The sequence below is a fragment of the Paraburkholderia mimosarum LMG 23256 = NBRC 106338 genome, from assembly GCF_000739815.1.
Classification (GTDB): Bacteria; Pseudomonadota; Gammaproteobacteria; order Burkholderiales; family Burkholderiaceae; genus Paraburkholderia; species Paraburkholderia mimosarum.
In genome coordinates this window covers 1-3,156 of the sequence record NZ_BBJJ01000202.1, presented here as the reverse complement: position 1 = coordinate 3,156, position 3,156 = coordinate 1, and the positions used below count along the sequence as shown (strand labels likewise).

Genomic DNA, 3,156 nt, shown 5'->3' with positions numbered 1-3,156 from the left:
GGTCTAGCAACGAAGTTGTACATGCGCGTGGAGATGCCGGGTGCGCTTGACGACTCGGCGGAGTCCGCTGCGACGATCGTGAGGATTTTCCCTGACCCACTTTCGGACTGACTCGGAAAGCGCAGGAACGTTGCGTCTGAAGGCCTACAGACGCGCCGTGTTGAGGAAGCCCCTCTTCCCGCTAGCGGGCACACCTGGCGTCATCGCCGCGACGCACAGGCGTTCGTTGCTGTCACACTGATCACGATCGGAGTACGCGAGGCCCAACCAGGTTTCGAAGCGAAATGCCTTTCACTCCACACGGCAAAGCCTGCTCGCCTTCCGGATCAATAAGGTGGTCTTAAGGATCCCGGCATAAAGTGACAACATGCGCTGAGTGTTGTGATCAACCGGTATCAAGTGGTGCCCTCTTCACGCAGGTGAACGGCTGCACGGTAGGTCTTGTCAATTCTGGACTACTCGCCAGCGTCACCTTTCGAAGGCCCCGTTCCTATGAGCGGGGCCTCCTTTTTTGGACCCGGTGCTCAAGCCGACGGAACCCGACGCGCCGCCCGTTGCGGGATCAGCATGATGCAGACGACGATAAAAGCGAAGAGAATGCCTGAGGCATAGAACCGGCTGACCTGCAATCCACCCTGGGCAATCGGCTTGTCGAGCAAATCGCCGAGTGTGGCTCCAAGGGGCCGCGTCAGCACGAACGCGGCCCAAAAGAGCGCCGTACGCGAGACACGCGGCCACAGCCACAGCAGGCCGACGACCACGAGCCCCGCCCCAAAGATCATCGCGCCCGTTTCGAAACCCAGCCCGAGGCCCCCCCTGTCGGTATCGGCAACCCAGTCTCCCAGTGCGGTGCCGAGTGTTTGCGAGAACAGTATGGTCGTCCAGTAGAACCACTCCACGCGTGCGGTCGTGATACTCTCGATCGAAACCGTTCCTTCTGCCCGATACCAGATCGCCAGGCTCGCAGCAAGCAGGGCAACAATCATCGAGACACCACCGGGATAGCCGATCCCGAGAGACCGGTCGCTAAAATCGGCCAACGTTGTACCGAGGGTAGTCGTTGCGACAATCGTGGCCCAGTACAGGTAACCCTTGAATTCCCTGGCGCGAATCTGCGCGGATACCAGGACAACAAAGGCAGCGAGGAAAATCATCGTGCCGATCAGGTATCCGAGGTTTAGCGACATCGTGACCCAGTCACCAGCAGTCTCTCCGAGTGTCGTCGCTGCGATCTTGATTATCCAGAAACCCAGCGTGAGTGCTGGCACCTTGCTCAATGCATGTTCGGACGCTTCCCTGGCGGTCAAACTCATCTGAAATCTCCCAGACCAACGTCATTGGTGAATGCAAACCATCCCAGTGTATGCGCACCAGCCTTAACGTTGGCTTAAACCGCGAATCGTTTGCCTGTGGCAGTCCGTTTCGGCGCGGTGTGCTGATTGAGGGCAGAGTTAGAGACTGGATTGCCCATTCATTGCGGCCTGAACTGAAGCGCTCTGGGGCGATCATGGAGACAGCCACCCGACAGGCGCGACGATCGACATGGCCCTTGTTGGGAGCGTCGTGTCACATTGGCTATATCCTCGCCCGGAGCGGGGCCTTCTTCCGTGCACGCCCTGCGTTGTGCGAGATCAATCAGAATCCCGGACTGCGATCGATCCGCCCACGGCGAAGATATCGATACTCATGCCATGTAAGTGCTATAACGACAGCGTCCAGTGCCGTCACGAGCAGCAACCAGACCGAATGGGTGTAGGCGAAGCGGTACGCCTGGTAGGCAATAAACAGCGCGAAGACAATGATCGAGACAGGAAAGTACCAGAGTCTCTCGCGTAGCAAGCCGGCCACGAGCCAGAGTTTTACCACTCCGTGTGCAAGCAGATAGAGCCCGGCGAATCTCTGGGCATCGACTGACAGGTGCTGCACGGTGTGGAGGAGAAAGTTCGCCACCAGATCGTGCGGATCCTCGGCGAACTCATCACGGGTGACCCACAGAACGAGCGCCAGAAAGTACCGCTGCGGGACCAGCCAGGTGGCGACACCGGCTGCAATTTCTGCAAGCGCGAAGATCGCCTTGAACCCGAGAGTCAACTCGAACAGCAGGTGCAGGCTCTTCTCGCCCAGGGCTTCGCACGTGAGTCGCTGGATGATCTGGAATCCCTCGACGTACAGGTTTTTGCATAGCTGTGCAAATCTGACGTGCAAGAGCAAAATCTCCAGCAAGACGCGGAGCGTGGGACAAATGGCGCTCTGCATTGAGCAGTAGTCGTGCCGGGATGGGTGGAACGATTTTGCCCTGCTTCGCACATGCTTCTGGCTACGCGATCGCCCAGACGCTGTGAAATGCGGTGTCCGCCCTGAAAGATTTCGTACCGTAAACTGATTGACGCCGGGCCACTACTGAAAGAGGCGGGAAATTTCGCGCTGGCCACTGCCTGCGCGCGAAGCGGCGCACGGAACGTTTGCAGTCAGCGGCGGCCGAACGTGTCTTTCCGATCCCTCAGAGGCTGCTCAATAAGACGAGTGTTCTTATTGTGCTGCTCGCCGTTTCGACCACCGGGTTCAAAGCGAGCACAGAAGAGCTGAGTCCGCTGCGAGCTGCACGCGTCCTCTGCTGTCCAACACAATTTTTGTTCCCATTCGAAACTTCGCGCTGGGTCCACCGGTCCAACTGCCAGATTTCTTCGCCAGTCTCCCTGACGTGACGCGTTTCATTTCGCGCAGCCCTGCTGGCTTCGCCGACCCATTGTCTGTCCGAGGCAGTCGAACTGCCCCGGGCACCGATTATTGCCTAGCGATCACCACAATGAAATCGCTCCTGAGCCACCATGAGATCGCCCTCCTGCTACTCCTCCTCAGTGGACCAGGCCAGGTGAGCCGCACTGATCCCGACGCCATTGCGCTTCAGCAAGCACAACTGGTCGAGGTTGCATCGGAAGCCCCCTTCGAGCGCGGCCTCAGGCTGACAGCGGCGGGGAAAGAGGTGCTCCGGCGACTCGGCATCGACGCCGCCTGACGTACACGGGCCGCGGCGAACCCCGGTCCGGGCCGGTCGCACCGGCGAACCGATACCCGCCGTCTTTGCGCCCGGCGCGCTGAACTCGCAGCGCGTGAATGCGGTAGCGCGTGGCAAGCGGCCTCACACCTTTAGGTTGC

The 3,156-nt window shown here is 59.5% G+C and carries 3 protein-coding genes; 1 reads left to right on the top strand and 2 read right to left on the bottom strand.

All coding sequences use genetic code 11. The features are described 5' to 3' along the window. Nucleotides 1-524: 524 nt before the first annotated feature. Complete coding sequence (locus tag BMI01S_RS36570; protein WP_028233023.1) at nucleotides 525-1,313, bottom strand: COG4705 family protein; 789 nt, start codon at nucleotides 1,311-1,313, stop codon at nucleotides 525-527. A gap of 322 nt (nucleotides 1,314-1,635) precedes the next feature. Next, the gene (locus BMI01S_RS36565; RefSeq protein WP_081723659.1) at nucleotides 1,636-2,256 is read right to left on the bottom strand and encodes a DUF2127 domain-containing protein; all 621 of its coding nucleotides are present in this window, start codon (nucleotides 2,254-2,256) and stop codon (nucleotides 1,636-1,638) included. Nucleotides 2,257-2,806: 550 nt separating this feature from the next. Here BMI01S_RS36565 and BMI01S_RS36560 point away from each other — a divergent pair. Next, nucleotides 2,807-3,016 (top strand): hypothetical protein, encoded by a 210-nt coding sequence (locus BMI01S_RS36560; RefSeq protein ID WP_036047189.1) that lies wholly within the window; start codon nucleotides 2,807-2,809, stop codon nucleotides 3,014-3,016. Nucleotides 3,017-3,156 lie beyond the last annotated feature (140 nt).